At 34.7% G+C, this 23,915-nt stretch carries 22 protein-coding genes; 19 read left to right on the forward strand and 3 right to left on the reverse strand.

All coding sequences use genetic code 11. The features are described from left to right. Nucleotides 1-20: 20 nt before the first annotated feature. The 19 genes from BN986_RS04735 (at nucleotide 21) to BN986_RS04825 (ending at nucleotide 20,350) form a co-directional block, all read left to right on the forward strand. Nucleotides 21-1,055 (forward strand): AbrB family transcriptional regulator, encoded by a 1,035-nt coding sequence (locus BN986_RS04735; protein ID WP_262362461.1) that lies wholly within the window; start codon nucleotides 21-23, stop codon nucleotides 1,053-1,055. 20 nt (nucleotides 1,056-1,075) lie between these two features. Further along, complete coding sequence (locus tag BN986_RS04740; RefSeq protein WP_040978504.1) at nucleotides 1,076-2,284, forward strand: CaiB/BaiF CoA transferase family protein; 1,209 nt, start codon at nucleotides 1,076-1,078, stop codon at nucleotides 2,282-2,284. 17 nt (nucleotides 2,285-2,301) lie between these two features. Next, on the forward strand, nucleotides 2,302-3,258 hold the full coding sequence (locus BN986_RS04745) for a hydroxymethylglutaryl-CoA lyase (protein ID WP_040978506.1): 957 nt from the start codon (nucleotides 2,302-2,304) through the stop codon (nucleotides 3,256-3,258). A 766-nt stretch (nucleotides 3,259-4,024) separates the two neighbouring features. Further along, complete coding sequence (locus tag BN986_RS04750; RefSeq protein ID WP_040978507.1) at nucleotides 4,025-4,813, forward strand: SDR family oxidoreductase; 789 nt, start codon at nucleotides 4,025-4,027, stop codon at nucleotides 4,811-4,813. 467 nt (nucleotides 4,814-5,280) lie between these two features. Beyond that, nucleotides 5,281-6,207, forward strand: coding sequence for a GntR family transcriptional regulator YhfZ (yhfZ, locus tag BN986_RS04755; RefSeq protein WP_040978508.1), 927 nt, complete (start codon nucleotides 5,281-5,283; stop codon nucleotides 6,205-6,207). Nucleotides 6,208-6,258: 51 nt separating this feature from the next. Continuing rightward, a complete protein-coding gene (locus tag BN986_RS04760) occupies nucleotides 6,259-6,624 on the forward strand; it encodes a PRD domain-containing protein (RefSeq protein WP_040978509.1) in 366 nt (121 codons plus the stop codon). A gap of 13 nt (nucleotides 6,625-6,637) precedes the next feature. After that, a complete protein-coding gene (locus BN986_RS04765) occupies nucleotides 6,638-7,000 on the forward strand; it encodes a DUF2620 domain-containing protein (protein WP_040978511.1) in 363 nt (120 codons plus the stop codon). Nucleotides 7,001-7,024: 24 nt separating this feature from the next. Then, nucleotides 7,025-8,317 carry a YhfT family protein gene (locus tag BN986_RS04770; RefSeq protein WP_040978512.1) on the forward strand — a complete coding sequence of 431 codons (1,293 nt, stop codon included), beginning with the start codon at nucleotides 7,025-7,027 and terminating at the stop codon, nucleotides 8,315-8,317. A 106-nt stretch (nucleotides 8,318-8,423) separates the two neighbouring features. Next, nucleotides 8,424-9,275: a phosphotriesterase family protein gene (locus BN986_RS04775; protein ID WP_244444938.1), complete on the forward strand. Its 852-nt coding sequence runs from the start codon at nucleotides 8,424-8,426 to the stop codon at nucleotides 9,273-9,275. A 141-nt stretch (nucleotides 9,276-9,416) separates the two neighbouring features. Further along, the gene (locus BN986_RS04780; protein ID WP_040978514.1) at nucleotides 9,417-10,622 is read left to right on the forward strand and encodes a phosphopentomutase; all 1,206 of its coding nucleotides are present in this window, start codon (nucleotides 9,417-9,419) and stop codon (nucleotides 10,620-10,622) included. A gap of 28 nt (nucleotides 10,623-10,650) precedes the next feature. After that, nucleotides 10,651-11,796, forward strand: coding sequence for a YhfX family PLP-dependent enzyme (locus BN986_RS04785; RefSeq protein WP_244444939.1), 1,146 nt, complete (start codon nucleotides 10,651-10,653; stop codon nucleotides 11,794-11,796). Nucleotides 11,797-11,883: 87 nt separating this feature from the next. Next, nucleotides 11,884-13,002, forward strand: coding sequence for an aminotransferase class V-fold PLP-dependent enzyme (locus BN986_RS04790; RefSeq protein ID WP_040978517.1), 1,119 nt, complete (start codon nucleotides 11,884-11,886; stop codon nucleotides 13,000-13,002). Nucleotides 13,003-13,594: 592 nt separating this feature from the next. Next, nucleotides 13,595-14,293: a FadR/GntR family transcriptional regulator gene (locus BN986_RS04795; RefSeq protein WP_244444940.1), complete on the forward strand. Its 699-nt coding sequence runs from the start codon at nucleotides 13,595-13,597 to the stop codon at nucleotides 14,291-14,293. Between the two features lie 31 nt (nucleotides 14,294-14,324). After that, entirely contained in the window at nucleotides 14,325-15,233 is a 909-nt protein-coding gene (locus tag BN986_RS04800; RefSeq protein WP_052400636.1) for an NAD(P)-binding domain-containing protein, read from the forward strand. A gap of 1 nt (nucleotide 15,234) precedes the next feature. Beyond that, nucleotides 15,235-16,218, forward strand: a complete 984-nt coding sequence (locus BN986_RS04805) for a tripartite tricarboxylate transporter substrate binding protein (RefSeq protein ID WP_040978518.1) — start codon at nucleotides 15,235-15,237, stop codon at nucleotides 16,216-16,218. A gap of 141 nt (nucleotides 16,219-16,359) precedes the next feature. After that, entirely contained in the window at nucleotides 16,360-16,809 is a 450-nt protein-coding gene (locus BN986_RS04810; protein ID WP_040978519.1) for a tripartite tricarboxylate transporter TctB family protein, read from the forward strand. Nucleotides 16,810-16,824: 15 nt separating this feature from the next. Continuing rightward, on the forward strand, nucleotides 16,825-18,321 hold the full coding sequence (locus tag BN986_RS04815) for a tripartite tricarboxylate transporter permease (RefSeq protein WP_040978520.1): 1,497 nt from the start codon (nucleotides 16,825-16,827) through the stop codon (nucleotides 18,319-18,321). A gap of 18 nt (nucleotides 18,322-18,339) precedes the next feature. Continuing rightward, the gene (locus BN986_RS04820; RefSeq protein WP_040978522.1) at nucleotides 18,340-19,011 is read left to right on the forward strand and encodes an RraA family protein; all 672 of its coding nucleotides are present in this window, start codon (nucleotides 18,340-18,342) and stop codon (nucleotides 19,009-19,011) included. A 547-nt stretch (nucleotides 19,012-19,558) separates the two neighbouring features. Further along, nucleotides 19,559-20,350: an SDR family oxidoreductase gene (locus BN986_RS04825; RefSeq protein WP_040978523.1), complete on the forward strand. Its 792-nt coding sequence runs from the start codon at nucleotides 19,559-19,561 to the stop codon at nucleotides 20,348-20,350. Between the two features lie 80 nt (nucleotides 20,351-20,430). Here the strand turns inward: BN986_RS04825 and BN986_RS04830 are convergent, their stop codons facing one another. The 3 genes from BN986_RS04830 to BN986_RS04840 all read right to left on the reverse strand — a co-directional run bounded on the left by BN986_RS04830 (nucleotide 20,431) and on the right by BN986_RS04840 (nucleotide 23,888). After that, on the reverse strand, nucleotides 20,431-21,072 hold the full coding sequence (locus BN986_RS04830) for a GntR family transcriptional regulator (protein WP_040978525.1): 642 nt from the start codon (nucleotides 21,070-21,072) through the stop codon (nucleotides 20,431-20,433). 137 nt (nucleotides 21,073-21,209) lie between these two features. After that, nucleotides 21,210-22,100, reverse strand: coding sequence for an NAD(P)-dependent oxidoreductase (locus BN986_RS04835; RefSeq protein ID WP_040978526.1), 891 nt, complete (start codon nucleotides 22,098-22,100; stop codon nucleotides 21,210-21,212). A 285-nt stretch (nucleotides 22,101-22,385) separates the two neighbouring features. Then, on the reverse strand, nucleotides 22,386-23,888 hold the full coding sequence (locus BN986_RS04840) for an aldehyde dehydrogenase (RefSeq protein ID WP_052400637.1): 1,503 nt from the start codon (nucleotides 23,886-23,888) through the stop codon (nucleotides 22,386-22,388). Nucleotides 23,889-23,915 lie beyond the last annotated feature (27 nt).

Consider the following 23,915-nt stretch of genomic DNA (forward strand, 5'->3'; position numbering starts at 1 on the left):
TATTACAAATAATAATATATATCCTCATTGCGAGTTTCGGAGCTTTTATTGGACTAAAATTAAAGATTCCAATGGGGACCATTATTGGTGCCATGGTATTCATTGGATTAGGAAAATCATTTTCTATTATTCAGTTTGATACATCTAAGCCAGCATCATTTGTTATCCAAATCGCATTAGGAATAATGATTGGTTTAAGTTTTACTAGACTAACAAAACAACAATTTAAACAAATGCGAGACAGTCTTGTCTTTGTTGTAAGTAGTATCCTTGTGATGACAGTTATTACAGGATTTGTTGTAGGCATCTTTACTCCTATTTCTATGTCCGTATCATTTCTATCTTCTGCACCAGGGGGAATGGTGGAAATGGCGACGATGGCAAGTGCATTAAAACTTGATGCGCCATCTGTTATTTTTTTACATTTTTCAAGATTGTTAATAGTTATGCTAGTGTATCCATATATTATTAGCTATGCATCTCGAATGATTTCGAAAGATGAGCTAATTATGAAGAAGCCGTTAGAGAATAATGAAAAACGGCCACAGTTAAATAAAACCCAAAAATCATCTATAAAATATCTATTCATAATAATAGTAGGGTTATTAGGCGGATTAATAGGATTTTTAACTGGTTTTCCAATTGGAGCTTTAATTGGTTGTCTAATCTCTATTATAATTCTTCATTTTATTATAGACGATTTACCTAAGTTGCCAATAGTAGTAAAACGATGTATACAAACGTTTATTGGAGCAAATATAGGGTTATCTTTTACAAGTGAAACGTTTCTTCTACTACCAAAACTTATCATCCCAGGATTATTTATTACATTATTAACCATATTATTTTCACTAAGTTTGGCATATTTATTATCAAAGATTTTAAAAGTAGACACGTTAACTGCTGTGTGTAGCTTGGCTCCTGCAGGTATGAGTGAAATGGTAATGATTGCTGAACGTTACCATGTTAATATTCCTATCGTAATAACCATACATTTATTTAGAATTATAACAATTATTTCCTTAGTACCGATGATTGTATATCATCTTACTTAATTAAGAAAGGAGCAATTCATATGAACTCATTAAATAAAGGGCCATTAGATGGTGTTAGAATATTAGATGTTTCAACGATGATAGCTGCCCCTTATGGAGCTACATTATTAGGAGACTTAGGTGCAGAAGTCATTAAAATTGAAATGCCTGGTAGAGGGGATTCGCTCCGTGAAATGGGCCCATTCAAGGATAATGAGCCGTTACGTTGGCCTGGGCTTGCAAGAAATAAAAAGTCGTTAACTTTAGACTTTCATAAAGAGGAAGGACAAAAAATTTTTAAACAGCTTGTAGCAAAATCAGATGTAGTAATTGAAAATTTCCGTTCAGGTACATTAGAAAAATGGAATATCGGATATGAAGCATTGAAAGAAGTAAATAATGAGCTAATCATGATGAGAGTAACGGGTTATGGCCAAACAGGTCCTAATGCACATAAAGCCGGATTTGGTACACCTGCGACTGCATACAGTGGGTTCACTTACTTACATGGATTTAAAGATAGACCGCCAATAAGCCCTTCTTTCTCTCTGGCGGATTATATTACAGGAGTTTATGTGGCTTTCTCCGTATCTGCATCGTTATACTATCGTGAAAAAGATAAAGAGAATGGCGGGCAAGTAATTGATATGGGACTTTATGAGTCTGTTTTTAGGATGATGGAATTTCTAGTAGCAGACTTTGATCAAAATGGAATTATTAAGGAACGAACTCCTGGTCTTAGTGGACACTCTGCACCGGCAGGTACATTTAAAACAAAGGATGGTCACTGGGTAGTCCTAGTTACTAGTTCTGATTCTACGTTTAATCGATTGGCAAAAGCGATGAAGCAAGAAAATCTACTAGAAGATAAGCGATTTTATACGAATTCTGCTCGGTTACAACATTTTGACCATATTAATAGTATTGTCCAAAATTGGATTGAATATTATACTCGAAAAGAATTACAAATAATATTGGATGATCATGGAGTGCCCATTAGTTCCATTAATAGTATAAAAGATATTTTTGAAGACGAACATTACAAAGCTCGTGAAAATATCATTGAAGTAGATCACCCTCGTTTAGGAAAAATAAAAATGCCAGGAATTGTTCCTAAATTTTCTAATACACCAGGAAGTATTCAAAGAATTGCCCCAGATTTAGGAGAGCATAATGATGATGTACTTGGCGAACTCTTAGGATATAGTGCAGAAGATATTGAAGGTTTCAAAGAAGAAAAAATCATTTAGTGAGGAGTGAGACTATAATGAGTTTACCAACATTAGTAAATATCACTGAGGTTTGTCCAAGAGATGGTTTTCAAAGCCTTCCAGTTAATATATCAACTGATTCAAAGGTTGAAATCATTAATAGGTTGCAAAAATGTGGATTTTCTCAAATTGAAGTGACTTCATTTGTGCATCCAAAAGCTGTACCACAAATGAAAGATGCGGATGAAGTACTACAAAGAGTGACTAAAGAAGAAGGAGTGGTTTTTCGTGCATTAATTCCTAATGTGAAAGGTCTAGAGCGTGCTATAAAAGCAAATGTAGATAAGGTAAAATTAATGCTTTCAGCTACGGATTCACATAGTCTTTATAATGCAAATTCTAAAACAATGGAGGCAATAGAAAATTTTAAGCCGATTGTCCAAAGAGCGGAAGGAACAAATATAAAAGTATCTGGTTCTATTTCCGTTGTATTTGGTTGTCCATATGAAGGAGAAGTGTCTTTGGATCGTCTTCTAACCATTTGTGAAAGGTATGAGAAATTAGGAATTACCGATATCTCGCTAGCAGATACAACAGGAGTAGGCCACCCAGTCCAAGTAAAAAGAGTAATACGTGAACTACGTCAACACTATCCTAATTTTCATTTTTCGTTACATCTTCATAATACAAGAGGAATGGCGTTTGCAAATGCGATCTCTGGATTAGAAGAAGGCATCGTAGATTTTGATAGTTCGGTAGCAGGTCTAGGAGGGTGCCCATATGCTCCGAATGCCAGTGGAAATATAGCTTCAGAAGATATTGTTCACGGTTTTGAAGAAATGGGAATACGCACAAATACTGATTTGGACAGTATAATAGACGTTGGTCAACATCTTGCAGAAAAATTCCCAGAAGAATCTAATAGTTTTATACTTAAAGCTGGCAAAAGTAAAGATCTTGTAAAAGCACCCGGAAAACAAATTAAAATTGGAGAAGTGGAAAGGAAGCATTAAGTTTGAATATGATGACTTGGTTGGCATTGTAGTTCGTAGAAGATACCATTTTTAAATTGTTCAGCAAAAAATAGCGATTATTGAGGAAAGTACCCTTGAAATTTGGATGGATTAATCAGAGGGGAAGTAAGAAGGCAACTCTCTTGCTTCCTTTTATATTTGAATGCTAAACACTAATTCTAGTTATTTCACTACTTAGTAGTTGAAATGTTTAAACAGAATACTCTTCCATGCGAGGTTATCAAGAAAATAGCAATTATTGGAACAAATAGTCACCACTTCATATAATGCTAAACGAAGACGAAACGATGGGAAGATACAGTCACGGGAGTTAAAAAGAAAAATATAAAGTATTAAAAAAGAGGATGGTTATTATAATGATCCAACATAAACTTCTGAAAAACAGTTTAAAATACTATATTATTTTTTAAAGCAGATATGTAGTAATTATTCCTATATTACAGCTTTGATCAGTAGCCACCATTCTAGCAATTCCATAGATTACTAACGGTCATAATGATATAATAGTAATTGAATAGTAGACATTTACCAGGTTGTTGAAAAATAAGTAAATACAATAAAAGGTAGTTATTTTTCAGATTTTTTGTGTTTATAGGTTTTGGTGAAATATCCCTTTTCAACACTTATAACTAATTGTAAAATTTGTTCCCTGTTTATTAATCTGACGCAATGAATCAGTACAAACTACGAGTCAGATTTAATAATAGAAATTTAGTTTTTAATATTTCTAAAAGGTGGGATAGTAATGGGTTTACTAAATAACAAAGTAATTTTAGTTGCTGGTGTGGGTCGTGGTTTAGGAAAAGATGTCGTCAGAAATATACTGGATGAAGGCGGATCTGTGATTATGGGGGATCTAATGGACGATCAATTGATGGAAATCCAACATGATCTAGATCCATCAGGAAATCAAACATTTGCACAACATCTTAATTTAGCAGATAAGCAAAGTAACGCAAATTTGATTAAAGCTGGATATGAAAAATTTAACCGCCTTGATGGGGTCATCCAAGTTGCTGCCTATGATAATACAATGGGCGGATTATTGGATAACAATTTAGGTGATTGGGATAAAGTTTCGGAAATAAATATTAAAGGTACACTACAATTGATACAAGAAGCTGTACCTTACTTGGAAAAAGAGGATGGAGGAGCAGTAGTATTTATCGGTTCTACTTCTGCTGCTATCCCAAGTGAAGATTTTTTACAAATGAGTTATGGTATTGGAAAAGGGGCACTGCGCACAGCCACTCATTATTTATCGAAAGAGTTAGGTCCTTTAGGTATAAGGGTGAACAACATTGCACCAGGATTCAAATGGGGCCCTGTATTGGAATCAGCATTTCAGGGACAGGCAGATCAATATGGTCTCACATTAGAAGAAGTAACAAAACCAGTTAAAGATAAAATGGCTCTACGCCGATTCGCCACAGATGATGATGTAGCCAAATCATGTGTATTCTTTTGTTCTGATTATGCTAAAAATATTACAGGGCAGAATCTCTATGTGGATGCAGGCTATGTGTTGAATTGATGGAGTGAAAAATTGTCCTTTTAATAAGTATTCTCGATAAATAGAGGGTGATGTATTATGCGTCACCCTCTATTGTATTTTTGGAAATTATTAAAAGTTAGCATTTTTCTTTCTGCTGACAAGCAACATTTTATATATAGATTTTAATAGAGAGCTATTTTTTATAAAAATATATGAACCAATAATTGTGAATTGTTCCGTTAGACAAGTTGACTAACATATCAGCTTATTTATTAGTATCACGATAAAAGTTTTCTGGTGTCATATCTTCATATATGACACGGACGCTTTCTCTTGAAGCAAAGTCTAATCGATCAATTGTGTCAATAATTTCCTTTGTTAATTCTTCTTTTTGTTTAGGATCTTCCGTTTAAATAATCAATCTATTAAAAATTTATCTTGCATATTCAAATGAAAACGCTTATAATCAAATACAGAATACAGTATATTGATAAAGGGGGGTATATATGTGGGAAAGGCTTTATTCTAAAAATGGTCTGGCAGCAAAGAAAATAGCGGAGTTGCTAAATAAGATAGAAGTAGGAACTAAAGTGCCTAGAGTTGCTGATTATAGCGAAAGATTAAATATTGGCAGAGGAACAGTGCAGCAGGCTATTAAATTACTGGAAGAAATGAAGGCTATTCAGACAGAGGCTAAAGGGCATTTAGGAACATTTTTAGTTTGGAAAGATGATGATGTATTATTAGAAATAGCGGGGATTGCTCCTTTAATTGGATCGATGCCGTTGCCATATTCCAGAAAGTATGAAGGGTTGGCAAGCGGGATAGTTGAAGCTTTTGAATCAACAGGAAAAAGAGTTAATTTAATTTATATGCGTGGTGCAACCAATCGAATTGAGTCTTTAAGAAAGAAAAGATGTGATTACGCAGTTGTATCCAAGATGACTGCAGATATTACTTTGTCTGACTACCCTAATTTAAAAATACTAAGAAGCTTTGGAGAGAATACATATGTCTCTGCTCATAAAGTTTTCCTGGCAGACGAAGAAGAAATGGAAATCCGAGATGGAATGAAAGTTGGTGTAGATAAAGAATCTATGGACCAAACTCAACTAACGCAACTAGAATTTATGAACAATAATATTGAATTTGTAGATGTAAACTATATGCAGCTATTCGATAAATTATCCAATAAAGAAATTGATGCAACCATTTGGAATGCAGATGATAAAAGAATGACAAGGAATTTTAAATCCATTTCGTTTCAGTCTGTGGAGGCTCAAAAACTGGCAAAGGATACATCACAGGCAGTTATTATTATTGAAAGTGAACGGGAATCAGAAATGAATGAAAAATGGGAAGCTGTAACTGAAAAGAAGATACTCCAGGTGCAACAAAGTGTAGAGAAGGGTGAAGTAATACCAAGGTATTAATACCCTTTTCAACTATAAAATACAATATACTGTATATTGAGGTATGATAATATGAATAAATTGGAAATGAACAAAAAATTAACGATTTTATTGGATGGACAAATCATCACAAAGCAGGCTTATGATGTTACTAACCAAACATATGATTATTTAGCAGCTAAACTTAACAAAGAACCAATAGAAAATTCAGATATGTTTTGGACGCATCTGTGTATGGCTTTAACTAGAATTGAAAACGGAGAAGAATTAGAAGGTCCTTCTCAAGCCATAGTAGATGATATATATCAGACAGCTTATAAAGAAGAAATAAAAGAAGTCATTGAGTACGTAAAGCATAAGTTTCATCACGAATTACCAAGAGAAGAGCAGGATTACTTTTATCTCCATTTACACGGAGTAATGGAAAATAATAAATAGGGAGGTTTTAATTATGTTGAAAATTGTAATTGGTGGTCAATTAAATAAGCAGACAATTGAGAAACAGATTAAAGAGTTAGGCGGGAACGATATCGATGTTGTAATCAAGAGTGATTTGGATGCGGTGATGGCTGTAAAGGGTAAACAAGCTGATTATTATGTCGGGGCGTGTGAAACTGGATCTGGCGGTGCACTTGCAATGGCTTATGCGTTGTTAGGGCAGGATAATTGTGTGTCCTTAGCTTCCCCGAGTTCTGTTATGAGTAAAGAACAGATAGAAGAAGAAGTAAACAAAGGAAAGATCGCTTTTGGTTTTACTGCTCCTTCTTCAAAAAAAATGTTAGATATATTAATCCCTGCTTTATTAAACAAATAAGAATAGGTCAGGAGGTAGGAAAGAATGGAGTTTACAATCTTTCAGCTTATATCTATTGCTTTAGTTGGTGCAATAGGTTCTATGCTGGTTAATCGTGGGGTAGCAGTATTTAATGATGGGCTGCGTCCGATTATGCCAGAGTATTTAGAAGGCCGTATTACTAGAAAAGAATTGGCAGCAACCAGTTTTGCGTTAAGCTTTGGGTTAATCATTGGTTTTGGGATTCCATTGTCCATTGGTGCAGTAATTATTATAGCTCATAGTATTTTATTGGCATGTGACATCATTGGTATTTGGACTCCGGATAGTAGAAAAGGAATGATCATCTCTGGGATTGTTGGTGCTGTGTATAGTATTGGAGTATGTTTGGGACTTCAATTTATTGTTGATTTATTTAACCAGCTTTCAATCAATTTTTTAGATTCATTAAGTCTGGTAGGAACACCTATCATTATATCTTTTACGGTTTTTCCAGCAGTAGCAGTTGGATATCAGCATGGGATAAAGAAGGCGATGAGTACGGCACTGATTACTTTTATCGCTTATCTCTTATTTGCTAGATTTGGCTCATTTACTGTTGCCTCCTACGATATAACTTTAAGTCCAGAAGGGATGGCGCTCTTAGTCGGAATGCTCATGATGATTTATTATGCGGCAAAAGTGAAAGGCGAGGGGGGATCTACGAACGCTGATTTGGTTAATATATTTGCGGAACGTGTAAGTAAAATTAGGAAAAATCGATGGCTGCTTGCATTAATGGGCGGTTTGATTGCATTAGTATCTGCACAATTAATCCTTGCGGTAGACGCAATGCCTCAGGCTTTAATTAATGAAGGGAAGTATACAGAAGGTGCAATAGCAACATTTGCAAGAGCAATTGGGTTTATTCCTCTGGTATTCTCAACTGCAATTGTTACTGGAGTCTATGGTCTTGCGGGTACAACAATGGTTTTTGTTGTCGGACTTATTTTTAGAGATATTCCGATACTGGCGTTTGTGTTAGGTGCTGTAGTTATGTATGCCGAAGTAATGCTGCTATCTGTTGTTACAAAAAGTATGGATAAGCTTCCAGGAGTCCGGGACATGGGAGAGCATATCCGAACATCACTAGCAGATGTATTGGGAATGGCTATATTAATTGGAAGTGCGATGGCATCAGAAGAGATTGCTCCAGGAATTGGATTCTTCTGGGTGATGGGATTTTATTTGATCAATCGTATGGCCAAGAAACCACTTGTCGAATTAGCTGTAGGACCTGTAGCGGTAGTCGCTTTAGGAATCCTTGTAAATATTTTGAATTTAGTAGGTTTAATGTAAAAGATTTTCCTGGAAAATTCACACCGTCATCAAAAATAGCTTAAGATATAAAGCTGAAATGGACGAAAGGAACGGGATGGTTATGTTATTAAATGGGATAACTTATATGCATGAACATACGACAATAGATCTATCAGAGGTTAAAAATACAGAAGACTGCCAATTGGATGTGCTTTCCCAGACTGTTTCAGAATACAAGAAATTATATGAAAAAGGTGTCCGGAATATTGTTGATGTTACCAATTTTGGAATGGGAAGAAATATTCCATTTGTGGAAAAAACTGCAGAATTAAGCGGGATAAATATTATTCATTCTACCGGTTTTTATCAGGAAGAATTCTATCCAGTCCAAGTATGGAGAGAAAGTAAGGAACAGTTAGCTGAAAGAATGGTTAAGGAAATTAATGAGGGAATTAAAGGTACAAATATAAAAGCTGACATTATTGGAGAAATTGGAACAAGCTTTAACGAATGGACAGAAACAGAGAAGAAGGTTTTTGATGCTGTGGTCATAGCTCATAAAGAAACGAACAAACCTATAACAACTCATACTTCTATAGGAACACTTGGATGGGAACAGGTAGAATTTTTCAAATCCCAAAAAGTAGACTTGGATAAAGTGGTTATCGGGCATGTAGATCTTACTGGAGATGTTGACTATATATTAAATATGCTGAAACAAGGTGTATATGTTGAATTTGATACGGTAGGGAAGGAAAACTATATGCCAGACCGGACAAGGGCCGAAATGTTAAAGAAAATTCAAGACGCTGGATATATAGAACGGGTTTTTTTATCCATGGATATTACGAGGAAATCTCATCTGGAATATCAAGGAGGACTTGGGTACAGCTTTTTACTAGATTCATTTGTCCCTTTAATGCAGTCTTACGGTATTACAGATGAATCTATTAATAAAATGCTCGTAAAAAATCCTATTACTTTTATGAACAATTGATATAAAACGTATTCATAGACGGTTAAGTAATACTTATATGAAAGAATAGACCGAAAACACGAAAGAAGTCTAGACTAACATAAGATATTTTCCGGTCTATTCTAACTGCTATCTATGTCTTAGATACAAGGGGAAATAAATATGGCAAAAAGAGTGATCATTTTAATATTAGATAGTTTAGGTGTTGGTAATATGGATGATGTTGAAGAATATCATCCACAAGATATCGGTGCAAATACGTTTTATCATATTTTAGATAAAACATCTTTAAATATACCAAACCTTGAAAGGTTAGGTATAAATAAAATTCTTCATCATCCAAAACTAAAGAACGAGGGGAATTTGGCAAGCTATGGTGTATTAAATTTAATGCATCAGGGAGCTGATAGTTTCGAAGGCCACAATGAAATCATGGGGTCGAAACCTAAAAAGGCATATCTTGCTCCTTTTATTGAGAATATAGAAAAAGTAAGGCTAGCGTTAGAAAAAGCTGGATATAAAGTAATAATACCTAACCCAGAGATGCCATACCTGTTAGTTAATGATCTCGTTATTGTCGGTGATAATATTGAAACTGATTATGGACAAATATACAATGTGAGCGCGCCTTTAGACTATATTTCATTTGAAGAAGTTTTGGAAATTGGAAGTTGTGTTCGGGAAAATGTCAAAGTGAACAGAGTAATTGCACTTGGTGGGAAAAATGTTACCCCACAGCACTTGCAATCATCTGTAGAGAGACGTGAAGATGGGTTAATTGGTGTGAATTCTCCCAAATCAAATGTTTATAAACAAGGTTATGAAGTTCGACATCTGGGATATGGAATTTCTCCACTAAATCAATTGCCAACGATCGCTGTAAAAGCTGGTCTGAATGTATCTCTGGTAGGGAAAATGCAGGATGTTATCTATTGTGAAGGAGCAAGAAAGTTTCCTGGGGTAGAAACAAAACAGGTGATGGAAAATATTCTTCATGAGATGGATCATGTGAAATCAGGTCTAATTAGCGCTACAGTTCAAGAAACAGATCTTGCTGGTCATGCACAGGATCCGTATAGGTATGCAAATCGGATAGAATTAGTAGATACGTATTTGAAAGAAGTTTTTCATCGAATGACGGAAGACGATTTATTAATTATGAGCGCAGATCATGGTAATGATCCTACAATTGGACACAGTCAGCATACAAGAGAAAAAACATATTTACTTGCTTATCATAGAGGATGGAATCCAATAAATATTGGAGAAAGAGATACGTTGTCAGATATTAGCGCTACTGCAGCTGCTTATTTAGACCTTCACCCGACAGAAAATGGAGAACCATTTCTTTTGAATAAGTATTTGTGATTGGAGAGGAAAGTTTATGTTTTTGGAAATGACAAAAAAACGCAACCATAAGTTAATAGATATTTCTCTAAAGCTGCATCAGCAAGGCGTCATTGAGCCGAATACGTATGTCTTAGACTTGGATACGATTAAAGAAAATACATCTATATTAAAAAAAGAAGCTGAAAAATTAGGCATGGAATTATTTTTTATGACAAAACAAATTGGCAGAAATCCGATTGTAGCCAATGCTATCGCAGAAACAGGTATCAAAAAAGCTGTAGCGGTTGACCCATGGGAAGCCATCAAATTAAATGAAGCAGGTATTCAAATTGGACATGTAGGCCATCTTGTTCAAATACCTAAGAATATGATTCAAACAATTTTAAACCTTCACCCAGATTTTATTACTGTATTCAGTTATGAAAATGCTAAAAATATAAGTAATGTAGCAGATAAGTTGGGGAAAGTTCAAAAAATCTTTTTGCGTATTGCTGAGGATGATGATTATATCTATCACGGGCAAGAAGGAGGATTTACTTTATCTAAGCTGACTGAAGATATAGACAAGATTGAAGCATTAAAGGGTGTTGAAATTGCTGGCCTAACAAGTTTTCCTTGTCTACTGATTAAAGAAAATAAACCTTCTATTACACCAAATGTTGATTCAATCCAAAAGGCAAATGAATTTTTAAAGGAAAAAGGCTATAAGTGTCTGGAATTGAATATGCCAAGTGCTACTTCTTCAGAAACAATGCAGTTATTAAAAGACCATGGTGCTACTCAAGGAGAACCGGGACATGCAATAACGGGAACTACGCCTCTGCATACAGAGAATTTTCTTAAAGAGAGACCAGCGATGATATATGTATCAGAAGTCTCTCATGTATCTAATAAGAAAGCGTATGTATTCGGTGGGGGATTTTATCCAAGATCACATATGAAGCACGCCTTGGTTGGATCGGATAGTACGAAGTTGAAGCAAGTATCTGTTCTTCAAAATGAACTCGGCCATATTGATTATTACGGTGCTCTGGATACAGACTGTGTACATGTCGGTGATACGGCTATTTTTGCCTTTCGTACTCAAGTTTTTGTGACACATGCAAAAATTGCTGTTATAGAGGGATTGTCCAGTTCACCAAAATTGTTGGGAACTTATGATTCGGTCGGGAATTTGTTGAGTGACAGTTAGATGATAAACAATAAATACACATAGAACCAGCCTTTTAGATTCTTTTTGAGTATATATATTAATCAAAATAAAAAAGGGGTACGTATCATGAATTATAATGTTTCAAAGTTGAAGTATGCAGATGCTATACTTCCCGCTCTAACTGTACAAGAAGCACAGCAGTTACAATTTAAATTGGTGGAGAAGATAAGTGAACATTTTAGTGGAGCTCAGTTTTTAACAATGGGTGATTTAGGGGTGGCTTCGGAATTTAAAAAGCCAGAGTATACTGAAAAGGCGGAGCGTGTATTAGCTGCATTTTTTGATACAGAAAAAGCTGCGCTAGTCCGTGGTGCGGGTACGGGGGCTATTCGAATCATTTTAAGTGAATTAATGACTGCCGGGGAAACGATGATTATTCATGAAGCACCTGTTTATACAACGACAAAAGACACTATCCGCATGCTGGGAATTAATACGAAAGCTGTTGACTACAATGATAGAAAAGCTGTTGAAGAACTGGTGGTGGATGATAAAGAAAGTAAAGTGTTCTATATTCAGCATGCAAGACAACAAATTTCAGATACATATGAACTTCAGAAAATAATTGAGCTGGTGAAACATCGAAGACCAGATTTACCGATTGTAGTAGATGATAACTACTGTGTGATGAAAACAAATGGAATAGGTGTGGAGTACGGAGCAGATTTTTCTACTTTCTCTGGTTTTAAACTCCTTGGCCCAGAGGGCATCGGTGTTATTGTTGGTAAAGACCAGACTATTCAACAATTAAAAGAAAAAAATTATTCTGGCGGGGGACAGGTACAAGGATACGAGGCATTAGAATTATTGCGTATGATGACGTTCTCTCCAGTTTTATTGGCAACTCAAAATGAACAGGTAGAAGAGCTCTGTAGATTACTTAATGAAGGAGAGATTGATGGGATAGAACATGCATATATAGCAAATGCTCAGTCAAAGAATGTAATTGTTGAATTACAAGAACCTATTGCTGAACAGGTATTAAAACGGAGTAATGAACTGGGCGCAGCTCCTCATCCAGTAGGTGCTGAATCAAAATATGAAATTTTACCCTTAATTTATCGTGTATCTGGAAGTTTTATAGAAGCTGAACCTCGCTTGAAAAAATATGGCTTGCGTATCAATCCTATGAAAGCTGGAGCAAATATGATATTAAGTATATTAGATAGAGCAATAAATTCATAAAAAAATGTCAATATACAGGAGATTATTAGTTAGACTATGTTGATTTAAAAGAAGGCTTGTACGGAAGGGTTATTTACTTGGGAAAATAGGATTTAGCGCTAATGTTTTCATTTATAAATCTTGATGTAATAGGAACTTATGAATTTATCATTCCGCTTTCTTCTTACTTATTTATGATTTTGGACGGATTAAAATAGGTTGGTATGAAACAGTAATTCTTGCCCATGTGAAATCATATAGTATCTTAAAAGGAAGAACTCGAAAATGCGCTAAGATCTTGCCTAGAATTGAAAAGAGAAATTTTTGACAATACGGTTATAAGCAAGAGGGTAATTTTATTATAATTAAAAAAGGTATGATTCCTATCAGAAACTATGGGATCATACCTTTACTTTTTAGTGTCTTCCTATCTATATTTAAAACAATATATTGTTTTATGATTACTGATTAAGCCGATATTCGATAATTAATAAAAATAATTTCAAATGTATTTGACAGAAAGTTATAAATAAAATATAATAATTTTTAAATTGGGTGACCCAATTGACCAAAATTAATTGAAAGGATAATTTTAAGAGGGGAGGTTATTGTTGTGTCATTTAATAAAATTAAAGAAGTCCAATACCATCGTTTATATGAGAGTGTAATCAAACAACTTGAAGAAATTATTTTTGAAGGTGATTTAGAACCTGGTAGTGCATTGCCTACTGAAAGAAAGCTTGCAGCTGATTTGGGGGTAAGCAGATCTACATTAAGGGAAAGCTTTAGAATTCTTGAAAGAGAAGGATTAATTACTACCCGTCCAGGTGGAGGGAGATTTATTACTCAAGATTTAGATAGATTGAAAAGTAGAAATGAAATATCTAATAATATTGAAACTGCCACAATAAGGGACTTGATTGCAGCTCGGGAAGTATTTGAGGTTGGCATAGTGGAACTTGCAGCGAAACTTGCAACTAAAGAAGATATAGAGGAGATTGAAAAATCCTTAAACGCATGGGGAGAAATAAAATCGGATGAACCAGAGGCTTTTTTATCCCCGGATCAGTCATTTCATTTATCAATTGCAAAAGCAACCAAAAATTATGTGCTAGTAAGTTTAATGGATTATCAAATGGAGTTATTAAGAAAAACGAGAGAAAAAATAGGTAAAACATATACTAGAAAAAAAGAAATTCATGAAGAACATTTATTAATTTATCAAGCGATAAAAGAAAATAATCCAAAACTTGCAAGAGAATCATTACTTTACCATCTAGATCAAATAAAAAATAATTTAAACAACGAATAACATTATTAATACACAATTGAAGGAGATTAGTATGAAATTAGGATTTATAGGTTTTGGAGAAGCAGGATATTCAATAGCTGAAGGTTTAAAAAAAGAGGGGCTGAAAGATATAACAGCATATGATGTGGCATTAGAAAATGAACAATATAAGCCCCTTATTGAGAAAAGAGCTCAGGAATCAGGAGTAACTATAGTAAAAAAAATTGAGAGTATTTTTGAATCAGATATAATATTTTCTGCTTTACCGGCTGATGTGGCATTAACATCGCTTAAAAATATTAAGGAAGATATTAAAAAGAATCAACTTTATATAGATGTTTCAGCAGCTGATCCCAATGATAAACGATCTATGCAAGTTATTGTAAATAATAAGCATGCTTTATTCGTAGACGGAGCTATGACAGGGAGATTAGTGGTGGATAAACATAAGGTGCCCATTTTAGCTAGTGGCACTGGAGTGGATCAATTCATAGAAAAAATGAGTCGATATAATATGAATATTAAAAAGGTTAGTGATAACGCTGGAGATGCTACTTCGATTAAATTGATAAGAAGTATTTTTATGAAAGGATATGCAGTATTATGTATTGAAATGCTAGAAGCAGCTAAAAAATTGGAAGTAGATAATCTTGTTATTGAAGGAATAAGCCATACAATGAATGATCGGAATTTTGAAAATAGCATGAATAAATTGGTTACAGGTACGTCAATTCATTCAAGAAGAAGATCAGTAGAACTTGAGGGCACATTAGATTTATTAAAAGAATTAGGAGTAAATTCTATAATGAGTAACGCTGTTTCTGAAAAATTGAAGCTTATTACTTCTTATGGATTGAAAGAAGAATTTAAAGGACAACCACCTGAAGATTGGTCTCAAGTTATAAACTCTATAATTAATATTGAAAATTCAAAAAATAAAAGAGGTACTGGAGGAATATAGAATGAAAAATAAAGTTGCAATTATTTTATTATTAATTATGATAGCGCTTACGATGGCGGCGTGTAATGATGAATCAGAAGCTGGAGCTGGTGATACTAATTGGGAACCTGGCAATGCGGAAATTATTGTTCCAACTGAACCAGGAGGAGGATCTGATACAATATCACGAATGATGGCCTCCATTTTAACGGAAGAAAATATTGTAGAACATGAAATAAATGTTGACAATAGACCAGGTGGAAATGGGGGAGTAGGTATGTCTGAATTATACAGCCAAGATGGTTCGGGAGAGCATTTAATAGCTGTTAATTCAAGCTTTATTACTGCTCCATTACAAGGGGATTTAAATTTTACTTATGAAGATTTTACCCCTATCGCTAATATGGGCGATCAATCTTATGTTCTTGTAGTTTCTAAAGATAGTGGTATAGAAACTTTTGAAGAATACGTACAGGCGGTTGAAGAAGAAGATTTAACATTCGGTAGCTATGCAATTGGTAGTTCGGATCATATGGTGTCTTTATTATTTGATGAAGCTATTGGACATACTACACAATATGTTCCTTTTGATGGCATTTCGGAAGCGTTTACAGCATTGCTGGGTGGACATGTAGACGTTACGGCTCAGCAAATTGGGTCTACCTTGGAGTATATAGAAAATGGTGATGTAGTGCCGATAGCAGTTACTTCTCCAGAAAGAGTGGATGTGCTAGAAGATGTACCGACAATGAATGAATTAGGTTATGATTTAGAATGGTCCTTATACAGAGCAATATACGGTCCTCCAAATATGCCTGAGGAAGCTCAGGAATATTGGATTAATGCTTTTGAAGAGTTAAGTGAGAATCCTAGATGGGTGGAAGAATATCAAGAACCACAACTTTTAGAACCGAGGTTTATCTCAGGTCAAGAGTTAGAAGATTACTTTGATGAAGTATCGGAAATATTTGAAAATAATTTAAGAGAGCAAGGAATAATAGAATAATCTTATGAAATTGCGTCAGTATGTTTAATATGCTGACGCAAAAAGATAATATTATTAATGTTTTTATCTGAATAATTAATTTTATTGTTAAATATTCTCCTATTTTAAAGGATTACTGTATTTTGAAAGGAATGAATTTATGTGAAAAAAGCTGAGTTGTTATTCGGTTTATTTCTTTTAATCTTCACTATATTTATGCTTCTAGAAGGAATTCAATATTCTTATACATCTGACTTTGGTCCAGGACCTGGTTTTGCACCAGTATGGTTAAGTTCTTTAATGATTTTATGCATTGTGATTTTATTGCTAAAAAATATTAAGTTGAAAAATAAAGAGACTTTTTTCGTTTCAAGGATAGGAGTATCCAAGGCTATTACTTATATGGTTTTACTAGTTATTTCTACTTTGTTGGTTCCTATAACTGGCCTTATACTTTCGTTAACAGTTTTTAGTTTTGTAATTTTAAAATTTGTTGAAAAGTTTAGCTTCAAGTCTAGTATTTTGGTATCTTTAGGAACCATGTCTTTTATTTTAATAGTATTTAATTTTTGGTTAGAGATTAACCTTCCAACTGGTTATTTTATTTTTTAAGAGGAGAGATAATAAATGGATTTTATAGAGAATTTAGGACTAGGTTTTGAATATATATTGAGTCCTGAAGTACTTTTACTCGTTTTTCTAGGATCAATAGCTGGAACTCTATTGGGTATCTTACCTGGTATTGGCTCGTCAGCTAGCCTAGCATTATTATTTCCTGTAACAATTGGAATGCCTGTCACAAGTGCTTTAGCATTTTTATCTAGTGTTTATTTAGGAAGTATGTACGGTGGGCGAGTAACTTCGATTTTAGTAAATATTCCTGGAGATGCGGGTGCGATTGTTACTGCTTTTGATGGCTATCCAATGATGAAAAAAGGCCAAGGTGGTATTGCTCTTGGAATATCTGCAGTAGGCTCATTTATTGGTGGGTTATTCACCATTATATTACTAGCTGTTTTTGCCCCGATGTTGGCTAATTGGGCGTTATATTTCTCATCACCTGAATTTTTCGCATTAATTTTACTTGGGATAGCTTCTATTGCCTCCTTATCAGAAAAAAATTATTTAAAAGCAATTATTATGGCATTATTAGGATTCCTGCTTTCAGTAATAGGTTTAGACTTTATTACAGGTACTGCAAGGTATGTGTATAATACTCAATTAACTGAGGGTTTAGATTTTATTGCTGTTATTATAGGCCTGTATGCTGTTGGTGAAGTAATTTATAATATTGAAAAGGAATTCAAGCTGAATATTAAGAAAAGTGAAATTAAACTGGCTAATTTATTTCCTAAATGGGGAGATATTAAGAAAACAATGGGCTCTATTCTAAGAGGAACTGGTATTGGCGCAGCAATTGGAATGCTTCCTGGTGCTGGAGCATCCATGGCAACTTTTTTATCCTATTCAATAGAAAAAAACAGATCTAAGGAACCTGAAAAATTTGGAGAGGGCAAAATACAAGGTGTTTCAGGTCCAGAAGCAGCAAATAATGCTTCAGTTGGTGGATCATTAATACCAACTTTTGCTTTAGGTATACCTGGTAGTGCTACCACTGCAATACTGCTAGGAGTATTGATTATATATGGTTTGCAACCAGGGCCAAGAATTTTCGATAGTTCACCAGATATTGTCTGGACTGTAATAATAGGTTTGTTTATTGCAAATATAATGTTGCTATTAGCTAATATTTTCTTGATTCCAACATTTATTAGATTGATGTATTATGGGCAAAAATATTTGAATATAATTATTATATTTATATGTATAATTGGAGCATATACATTAGCTTATAGTATGTTCAATATTTGGATTGTCATTATTTTTGGGATTTTAGGATACTTTTTTAAAAAACTAAGTTATCCAACAGCTCCATTAATCATGGCATTGATCTTAGGTCCAATGGCAGAAGATTCATTTAGACAATCATTATTAATGTCTAGGGGAGATATGACTGTATTTTTCACAAGACCAATTTCGTTAATAATTATTCTTATAACAATAGGTTTTCTATTATATCCTATTATTAAACGAAGAATAACAGCTAAAAGAAACAATGTTTAAAAAAGAGGAGAATCAAAGATGAATTATAAAAAAAGACCAGAATTATTATCTAGTGAAATTATTGAGAGAGCAAAAAGGCTTAATTCAACACTGTTAGCAGATGCAACGAAAGGTACTGGTAGTATGGACATATCTATAAAGCCAGTAACTAAGGAAATGAAAGTAGTAGGTACAGCTACGACAGTTAGCATGAAACCAACAGATAATTTATACTTACATGAAGCAATATATTCAGAAGGGGCAGGTTATGTTTTAGTTGCAGATGGAAAAGGGCAAACTTCACATGCCTATTTAGGGGAGCTGATGGCATATGCAGCTAAAGCAATGGAGTTTTGCGGAATTGTAATTGATGGAGCAGTTCGTGATCGATTAGAATTGGAAAAAATAAAACTGCCTATCTTCTCAAAAGGCTTTGTTCCTAATGGACCATATAAAAATGGGCCTGGAAAAATAAATGATATAATTACTTGTGGAGGTGTAGCGGTATCTCCAGGAGATTTAATAGTTGGCGATGCAGATGGAGTAACGGTTGTAGCAAAAGATGATATTTTAGAAGTTTTAGAGCAGGCGGAGAAGAAACTGGAATATGAAAAAGATAGAATTAATAAAATTGAAGATTATATAAAGAAAAAAAACAATAATGAAGATACTGAATCTATTGCTCCAAGTTGGCTAAAGGGAAAAATATAACGGATGGAAGAAATAAATAATTATTAACTCCGGAATTATTTATACTATTCGAAGTTCAACACCAAAATCTATTGATTATATCAAAATAACATATATTTAATTATCAATAGATTTTGGTGAAGAATCTTGATTTAAAAGCTGAATGGGCATTTATTGATTCCCTGCTTTATACGAAAACAAGCTGAACTATCATATATAGTTGAAATTAAATTGTATCCGCGAAAAATAATTTTTTTGAACAGCATACGCCTTTATATTTCCGAAGTTTAAAAATTTCTGATGCTGAATGTTGCAGATTGCCATCTAATTATAAATAACTTATGTTAAATGGTGAAGGGGGAAAACTATAAAAATATATAAATATCTTAATAAATAGGATTATATTTTCACAGTTAAATCCCCCCCAATCACCTTGCATTTAAACTCAAATCCCTCATAATAAAAATAGAATTAAGAAAATGGAGAGTATATAAAAAGATATATACCTCAAATTTCTATAAGTTAAACAAAAAAATTTCGGAATTTCAATTTATAGGAGGGAATGTTGATGAATTTAGGATTAGATGAGAAAACAGCGATTGTTTTAGCATCGAGTAGGGGAATAGGAAAGGGGATTGCGAAAGGGTTAGCAGAAGAAGGAGCTAACGTGATTATAGCAAGCAGAGATGAAGAAGTTTTGCAGAAGGTCGCTGCTGAAATGAATAAAGAAACGAAAGGGTTGGTAAAATATAAAACGTGTGATATGGCTAATGCTGATTCTATAAAATCGTTAGTACAATTTACGATAAATGAATTTGGTAGCATCGATATTTTAGTTAATAATACCGGGGGGCCGCCTAAAGGTGTATTTACAGATTTCGATGATGAAGACTGGATGAAAGCACATGAATTAACTTTTTTAAGTTATGTCAGAGCAATCAGAGAAGTACTTCCTTATATGGAGAAAAACGGTGGTGGGAGGATTTTAAACAACACTTCTTCCTCTATTAAACAGGCGATTGATGGATTGCTTCTTTCCAATGTGTATAGGAATGCAATTATGGGGCTTACAAAAACCCTTGCAAATGAGTTGGCAGAGAAAAATATATTAATTAATACGATTGCGCCTGGCAAAATCAAAACAGATAGGCTTGAAAATACGTTATCTAAAATAGCAAAAGATAAAAATATGTCTATTGATGAAGCAGAACAAAGTACGATAAAGAACATTCCATTAGGCCGGCTCGGAACCCCTGAAGAGTTTGCGAAACTGGCTGTGTTTTTATGCTCAGAAGCAAATACCTATATAACCGGACAAGCTATGTTGGTTGATGGCGGTTTAGTGAAGAGTATTCATTAGGGAAAGTGATTAAAAAAACGAGTTCTTCCTTTTAGTGCATTTTGGAAGAACTCGTTAATAATTATATTAAATCAAAGTTATCAATAGGAATTATTTGCCATATTTTTATATGCCTCAAGCATATTATTAATATGCTTAAACATTACTTCCTCTGCAAGTTCCGCATTTTTTTGTGTTACGGCTTCAACAATAGCAATATGTTCGCTAAGAGATGAATCAATACGAATCGGCATCATAGATAAACGGAATTGATATCTTACGCTTTGAGCCCGTAAATTATTTAATAACCTTTTCAACGTTAATTGATGCGCACTCTCATATATTTGGTTATGCAATTGCTTATTAATCTTTGAGTAGAGTGTGTAATTTTGGTTTTCGTGTGCTTCTTTCATATCTTTCATAATGATTAGTAATTGTTCGATTTCTTTCTCATTAATATTTATAGCCGCTTTACGTGCTGCCAGAGGCTCCAAAGTCGATCTTACCTCCGTTATTTCAATGGCCTCTTCTAAAGAAATTGCCCTGACTCTTGCCCCTCTGTTCGGGACTTTTTCAATTAAACGCTCGTTCTCCAAGTCTGCTAGAGCAGTTCTGATGATTGTTCTGCTTACATTGTACTTTTTTGCTAAATCTGCTTCTACTAAGCGTTCATTCGGAGAAAGATGACTGTTTATGATTTCCTGTCTAATTAAATTGGACACAGTGTCTTTGGTTGCTTTCATAAAACAACTTCCCCTCCTTCCATTGTGAATACTAAAATAGCATAATCTTATCATTATAATACTGTAAAAGGGGATGCTTTACAAAATTAAATATTGTGATACTTATTAGTAAAAACGAGTGTAAACAATAAGTTATTTTAGAGAGAAGACTTCTTATTTTGATGAAACACTTTTACTATATGCGGATAGTAATCGGATAAGTCTTCCATTATTTCATTTTCTATACTGCTATGGTTAGCAATGTTATGCAAGATTTGCTTTGAAGCCTCTGTCATTAATGTTTGCTGCCCGACGGCTTCCTGGAGTTCAATAACTGCTTCCATTTCTTTTTCTCTTCTCGTGGCGTGTTGATGTGTTCCTTTTACCAAACGAGTAATAAGAGGTTCAAAGTCTTCGCCGATTGTCTCCACTAAACTATCCAACACTGCTTCCGTTACTTTATTTGTTTCTGATAATGCAATGGTTTCTAAAAGCAGCGCGGCTAATCCTTTCATAAAAGACGAACGGCTTAATTTTATCAATGCAGCGGAGCCTGGCAGTTCATCCACAATTTTTATTTCCTGATTAAGGTTTTCAAATTGTTTTTGAAATGAAGATGCTCCGGGGCCTGAGAGGCTCATTGGAACTTTTATGCCTTTACCCGGAACTGGTCCCATGACTGCTAGGTCAACAAATTTCGGATGTTGATGTATGGCTTCCCAAGCTTTTTGTTTTGTTTGAGGCGAAGCGCTATTACAGTCAATATAGAATTGATCATTCTTAATTGACTCAGCGCAAACCTCAGCGATTTTTACACAAACAGTGCTTGAAGTGAATACAAAAATAGCATCTGCTTTGACAACAAGTTCATGGATAGTCATAGCTACCAAAGCAGAAATGTTTCTCGCTTTCTCGTTAATAACGTCTGGCTGACTTTCTACAAGAACATCATAAATAATAATGTTATAACCGGCAAGATGAAAGCTTTTGGCAAATTCATATCCAGCCTCGCCGAAACCGATAATACCAATATTTAATTTCTCATTCATATTTATTCCCCATTTATTATTGGTAGTATAAAACGAAACTTCATTCAGTGGGAGTTTTCGATGTACAGCTCTTTACGATGGGACGAGTAATCGCAAAAGCTTTTCGGTGGGGCGAGTAATCGCAGCCCCAGCCCCAACCCCAGGACGTCGTAAACTTAGTCTGCTGCTTTTCTCCCACTGAATTAGCAGGGAGTTAGCTCACCTGCTCTCCCGCTTAAATAAATGTATTCTTCCTCCTTATTTTGAGACGGAAGTTTTACGGGCGGTTCCCCGTGATAAATCATTCTATTTAAATTGATTGATTGGATCTTCTTCTGAGAGATCAACAACGACGGTTTTTACTTCTGTATATTCATTAAGAGCTTCCAGCCCGTTTTCTCGTCCAAAACCGCTTATTTTAAATCCGCCATATGGTAACGTCCAATGAACGGGCCGATACGTATTAACGGTAATAAATCCAGCTTCAATGTTTGCCGATAATCTATGGGCGCGTTTGACATCTGATGTCCAGACTCCAGCAGCTAATCCGTAGTTCACATCATTTGCCATTTTTAGCACTTCTTCTTCGGTTTCGAATGGAATGACAGAGAGTACGGGACCGAATACTTCTTCTTGGGCAAGCCGGGATTTATTATCCACATCGATAAATACAGTAGGTTCTACAAAATAGCCTTTCTCAAAGTTTTTCGGCTGTTTTCCGCCTAATACAAGTTTTGCACCTTCATTTTTTCCGATATTGATATAGTTTAATGTTTTTTCTAATTGTTCTTTGGAAGTATGTGGTCCAATATGTGTATCGCGTTCAGCAGGCATACCGATTCTGATATTTTTAACTCTGGCAATCAGTTTTTCAATAAATTCATCATAGATGCTATTTTGAACAAAAAGACGGGAACCTAAGGAACAAGATTGCCCCGTTGATTTAAAAGCTGCATTTACTGCTACAGTAAGAGCTTTTTCTACATCTGCGTCTTCAAATATAATGTGCGGAGATTTCCCGCCACATTCAAACGATAGTTTTTTTAGATTGCTGGAAGCAGCTTTCATAATGCTTTGAGCAGTGAGATGTTCCCCGGTAAACGCTATTTTATTTACTAATGGATGTATGGATAAAGCGTGTCCGGCAGTTTGTCCATATCCAGGAATAATATTAACAACGCCAGGCGGGAATCCGGCATCTACGCATAATTGTCCAATTTCTAAGGCAGTGACAGATGTTAATTCGGATGGTTTGATTACAATTGTATTTCCTGCTGCCAAGGCTGGACCGAGTTTCCAGCTATACATACTTATTGGTGAATTCCAAGGTGTAATTGCACCTACCACCCCAAGCGGTTCTCGTCGTGTATAAGCTAATGCATCCGGCTTGAACGGAATGGTATCGCCTTGTATTTTATCTGCGGCTCCTCCATAATAATAAAACCATTCTGCTGATCTTTTTACTTCTGCCAGTGTATCATTAAAAGGCTTTCCGTTATCATTACTTTCTAAAATAGCAAGCTCTTCTGCGTTTTCTAAAAGCAGGTCTCCTAACTTTCTTAGCGCATGTCCACGTTGGGTAGCAGTCCACTGCTTCCAAGGACCATCAAATGCTTTTTTTGCTGCCTGAACGGCTAAATCGACATCTGTCTCATCTGCTTCAGCAACTTCTGCCCACACTTCTTCTGTAGCTGGATTAATTGATTGTATGATCCTTTCAGAGTGGGGAGAAACCCATTCTCCCCCAATAAATAATTGTTCATACTTTTTTATTCCATCCCACTGTAAATGATTTTCCCTTTTTTCCATTTGAAAATACCTCCTTTATCTTCACTT

This window comes from Oceanobacillus jeddahensis, assembly GCF_000750635.1.
In the GTDB taxonomy this organism is placed as follows: Bacteria; Bacillota; Bacilli; order Bacillales; family Amphibacillaceae; genus Oceanobacillus; species Oceanobacillus jeddahense.